Genomic DNA, 4,183 nt, shown 5'->3' on the forward strand with positions numbered 1-4,183 from the left:
AACTTCTAGAAGATTTCAAAGCCGGTAAAATCAAATACTTGGTAGCAACTGGAGTCGGGGCTCGTGGTATCGATATTCAAGCGTTGGCACGAGTCGTCAATTATGATTTGCCATTTCCTGCTGATGAGTATGTGCACCGTATTGGACGTACAGGACGAGCGGGCGAGAAAGGTGAAGCGATTTCTTTTGTCTCGAAAGATAATTTTAAAAATCTTTGCATGATTGAAAGCCGATTAGGTCACTTAATTGAGCGTAGAGTGGTTGAGGGGTTTGAGCCGAAAAAGCCAGTGCCGATCTCTATTCTTAACTATGTACCAAAACACAAACGCATCCAATAACCAATGAGGCTGATGGATTCATGCTGTCAGCCTCATTCTTATCAATCAGTGGAAGCTGCTTTATTCTGGTACGGTCATATTTAAATTATCCCATTGTGTGCTGACAAAATCGATAAATTGCCGCACGAGTGGCGACTGATAGCTGCGCGATAAATACACCGCCCACAATGCGCTGGTCGCTAAATGGTAGTCGGGTAATATCTGGATGAGGGCGCGATCTTTTAAGTAGCGATTGGCTAAATCACAAGGGAGTAGAGCAACACCTTTACCATGTAATGTTGCCCGGCAGATTAGGCTCATATCGTTCGCTCGAATCGTACCATTGACATTGACACTGTAGGTTTGGTTATCACGAATAAATTCCCATTTATGATGTGAAAGATGGACAAAACAGTTGTGCTTAGCTAGATCACTTGGCTGCGTAATCGGTTGATGTTGAGCAAGATAAGTCGGTGCAGCACAAGCGACCGTATCGACTTGAAAAAGACGTCGAGCAATTAATTGTTCGTCGGGTTGGGGAGTAAAACGCAGTGCAATATCTACCCGTTCATCAACCAGTTGAGCTAAGCGATCGGAAGCAAGAATATCAATCGTTACTTGTGGGTTCTGGTCAGTAAACGCTTCTACCGCATCAAGCAGGAGATAACGTGCCAAACCAATCGGTACCGAAATTCGAATGCGTCCAGACAGTGACTGCGATTGCTCTAGCGCTCGCATTTCTAATTCTGCTGTTTGATGGAGGATTTTTTCACACTGTCTTAGCGCTTCTTCCCCAGATGCTGTTAGGCTCACTTTGCGTGTGGTTCGATGCAACAAACGCTGTTTTAACCAATCTTCAATTTCTTGGACATGGCGTGAGACTTGTAAGCGACTTAAGTTAAGGTTTTCTGCCGCTTGAGTGAAACTGCCAATGTTGGCGACTTCTACAAAGCTGCGCATCGCGGTTAATTTATCCATGGTCATCTCTTATTAGTATCTTATCTAGATACAATCTACATCCTTTCTGACCATTTATCACTCGTTCAGGGGCGACTACACTAGCATCTGTTGATAAATTAAACATTAGGGTGTTAAAGAATGAAAGTTGCTATTGTTGGAGCTTCGGGTTGGATCGGTAGCCATTTAGTGCAAGAAGCCCTGTCTCGTCGGCATGATGTGGTCGCTATGGTGCGTGATCCCGCTAAAATGACCGATGCGAATGTCGAAGTACGTCAGTTTGACCTGCACAATCAAACTAATTTTGCGCAATTATTTGCCGGTATTGATGTCGTCATGGTGTCGATTGGCGGTCGAGCAAACGGGGAACATGGTATTGTGGCTAAGACGGCAGAGCTATTATTAAGCCAATTACCTCAAGTAGGCGTCAAGCGTTTACTTTGGGTTGGGGGAGCCGGTTCGTTAGAAGTTTCACCGGGGGTTGCACTGGTCTCTTTACCGGACTTTCCAAGCGAATATAAACCAGAAGCACTGGCACAAGGTGAAGCCTTGGCCATTTTTAGAAGTAGCGATAGTCTACTGAATTGGACTTTTGTTAGCCCAGCGGCTGAGATTTTCCCTGGTGAGAAGCAAGGAGCTTATCGAATCGGTGGTGATCAGCTACTTGCCGACCAAGATGGGCATAGTCGGATTTCGGTCAGTGATTATGCAGTGGCAATGCTGGATATGTTAGAAACGGCGTCTTTTGCGCAGCAGCGAGTCGGAGTTGCCTACTAACGGATCGTTATCAACGCTGATATTTATCCCCTTCCTACTTGAATCTGCAGGGGTGTTGGCTACGTTCTTCACCCCAATCATATAGCCTATCTATGCTGATGGGGATTATGAAAGCCAGCCTACGGCTGTTCAAATTTGTTCCAGACAAATTTGTCACTCACTTGCCGCCTACCTGCAACGCCAAGTTGTTTAGGTATAGATTGAGTCTCCATACAATCCCATACATTAGTCATCGAGTCCAGAGTAATAAAACGCTGTATAATTGCATTCTATGTCTATTTGTTCTGGTGGGTGATTTATCCTACCACTGGCGCAGTGTGAGTTATATTATGTTGACTAATATCCAAAATGATCTGCCGGCATGGGCGGAAAAAATTTATCCAGAGAGTAAAGGCTGGTCTCGTATACGTAAAAACTGGCGTTTTCGTTTATGGACATTGTTGTACCCCCAAGCTGTGCGGCGGATGTTATCAATGTTTGAGCAGCCTATTCTCGCTAAGGTGCTGAATGACAATCCACAGCTATTAGAAAAACCACTAAAGCCCTACCTCTGTGTTGATTTATCGCTAATGCAAAGGGTGGAGCTCCTTGAGCAGCATTTTTTATTTGTAGCTGAGCGTTTTGGTGAGCATTGTACGGAGATCATGTCCGCCCAAGGTGTGAGCTTATTATGTATCGAAGATAAAAATGGTGAAACCTATGATATTCGTTTAAACCGAGGAGCCAGCCGTGAGGGGGCAATGGGTTTAAGCTTAGTGAATCAAGCGGAGACTATTATTTATTCGATCAGCTTTCATTTTTCTGATCACGGTAAAACGATGTATATCGGAGCCTTGCAAGGCCCAAGTGATAAGATTGAAAACCGTCAGCAAATTATTAAAGATTTAACCCGTACAGTACATGGTTTACGGACGAAAGCATTAATGGTTGAGTTAGCGTTATTAGTGTCTCGTCAGTTGGGTGTTGAGCGCTGTTATGCAATTGCTAATCGTGGCCATATTTATCAAGCATTGCGTTATATTGGCTCTAAGCGTAATAAAGTTAGTTTTGATTATGATGAGCTATGGACAGAATATGAGGCGGAAAAAATCAATCGCTATTTATATTGCATTCCTATGTTACCGGCTCGCAAAGAGATTGAGAGTTTAAACCGTAATAAGCGTCGTTTGTATACCAAACGTTATCAATGGTTAGATGAGTTAGAGCTAGCGATTGGTGATCGACTTAAGCAATTGAGCGGTTAATTATCCAAGTTGTAAAACGATATCCCTTCATAATGTCACGTCGGTAGGAGATAAAGGGCTGCTCAGCCCTTTATTTAATCTATACACTTGCCGCCTACCTGCAACGCCAAGTTGTTTAGGTATATGGTTTAATGAAAAGTCTCAAGATAGATCTTTTCCACCTTATTTCTTGCCCACTCTGTACGCCGTAAAAATTTCAAGGAAGATTTGATTGACGGATCGCTTTTAAAACAGTTGAGATTAATGTGTTGCGCTAATCCTTGCCAGCCATAATGTTCTACCAATCGAGTGAGAATTTTTTCTAAGGTTAAGCCGTGTAAAGGGTTATGTGGCTGCACATGGGGATTGTTTATTGGCATAAAATTGGCGTCAGTAATGATTGAGCTAGTAAGTATAGCGCGCTTAGTTAGAAATGTGCAGTAGGGCCGTTCTTGAAGTAATTGAACATACGCGATGGTGAGATGCTGGATTGGCTGGTTGGTATGCGCTAGGGTTTGTTGACCTTGCGAGCGGATTTTTGCTCGCTATCTTGAGTTATGCTCAGTAGGATAATGGTTTGGTTAATATCAATGTGAACTAGACATGACTCGTACCCGAATTCTAATTTCTGAATCAACCAATCCTTGGTTTAACTTAGCGGTTGAAGATACGATTTTCCGCTCGATGCCCGCTGATCAACGTATTCTGTTTTTGTGGCGCAATGCTGATACGGTCGTCATTGGTCGTGCGCAAAACCCTTGGCGAGAATGTCGAATCGAACGAATGGAGCAAGATAACGTCAAACTGGCCCGTCGACAGACAGGAGGCGGGGCTGTATTCCACGATTTGGGGAATACTAACTTTACTTTTATGGCGGGTAAGCCTGAATATGATAAACAGATATCAACA

At 43.6% G+C, this 4,183-nt stretch carries 6 protein-coding genes; 4 read left to right on the forward strand and 2 right to left on the reverse strand.

What is annotated here, in order from left to right; translation table 11 throughout:
- A partial coding sequence (locus tag B7C60_RS18145; RefSeq protein ID WP_245868730.1) for a helicase-related protein occupies positions 1-338 on the forward strand: 338 nt, incomplete at its 5' end.
- A 60-nt stretch (positions 339-398) separates the two neighbouring features.
- On the opposite strand, the gene B7C60_RS06650 is transcribed toward B7C60_RS18145, so the two are convergent.
- Positions 399-1,295, reverse strand: a complete 897-nt coding sequence (locus B7C60_RS06650) for a LysR family transcriptional regulator (protein ID WP_099611085.1) — start codon at positions 1,293-1,295, stop codon at positions 399-401.
- Between the two features lie 120 nt (positions 1,296-1,415).
- On the opposite strand from B7C60_RS06650, the gene B7C60_RS06655 reads away from it, so the two are divergent.
- Together B7C60_RS06655 and B7C60_RS06660 are read left to right on the forward strand one after the other, a co-directional pair.
- Positions 1,416-2,051: an NAD(P)-dependent oxidoreductase gene (locus B7C60_RS06655; protein WP_099610981.1), complete on the forward strand. Its 636-nt coding sequence runs from the start codon at positions 1,416-1,418 to the stop codon at positions 2,049-2,051.
- 329 nt (positions 2,052-2,380) lie between these two features.
- Complete coding sequence (locus B7C60_RS06660) at positions 2,381-3,295, forward strand: VirK/YbjX family protein (protein ID WP_157928685.1); 915 nt, start codon at positions 2,381-2,383, stop codon at positions 3,293-3,295.
- A gap of 128 nt (positions 3,296-3,423) precedes the next feature.
- Here the strand turns inward: B7C60_RS06660 and B7C60_RS06665 are convergent, their stop codons facing one another.
- Positions 3,424-3,654 (reverse strand): VF530 family protein, encoded by a 231-nt coding sequence (locus B7C60_RS06665; protein ID WP_099610982.1) that lies wholly within the window; start codon positions 3,652-3,654, stop codon positions 3,424-3,426.
- Between the two features lie 223 nt (positions 3,655-3,877).
- Between B7C60_RS06665 and B7C60_RS18150 the strand changes: the two genes are divergently transcribed.
- Positions 3,878-4,183, forward strand: a 306-nt coding sequence (locus B7C60_RS18150) for a lipoyl protein ligase domain-containing protein (protein WP_425445498.1), incomplete at its 3' end; no start/stop codon positions are given.

This window comes from Vibrio fujianensis, assembly GCF_002749895.1.
In the GTDB taxonomy this organism is placed as follows: domain Bacteria; phylum Pseudomonadota; class Gammaproteobacteria; order Enterobacterales; family Vibrionaceae; genus Vibrio; species Vibrio fujianensis.

What these genes read in the sequence shown, in the direction of transcription:
- B7C60_RS06650 (WP_099611085.1), bottom strand. Translation starts at nt 1,295, where the DNA reads ATGGATAAATTAACCGCGATGCGCAGCTTTGTAGAAGTCGCCAACATT.
- B7C60_RS06655 (WP_099610981.1), top strand. Translation starts at nt 1,416, where the DNA reads ATGAAAGTTGCTATTGTTGGAGCTTCGGGTTGGATCGGTAGCCATTTA.
- B7C60_RS06660 (WP_157928685.1), top strand. Translation starts at nt 2,381, where the DNA reads ATGTTGACTAATATCCAAAATGATCTGCCGGCATGGGCGGAAAAAATT.
- B7C60_RS06665 (WP_099610982.1), bottom strand. Translation starts at nt 3,654, where the DNA reads ATGCCAATAAACAATCCCCATGTGCAGCCACATAACCCTTTACACGGC.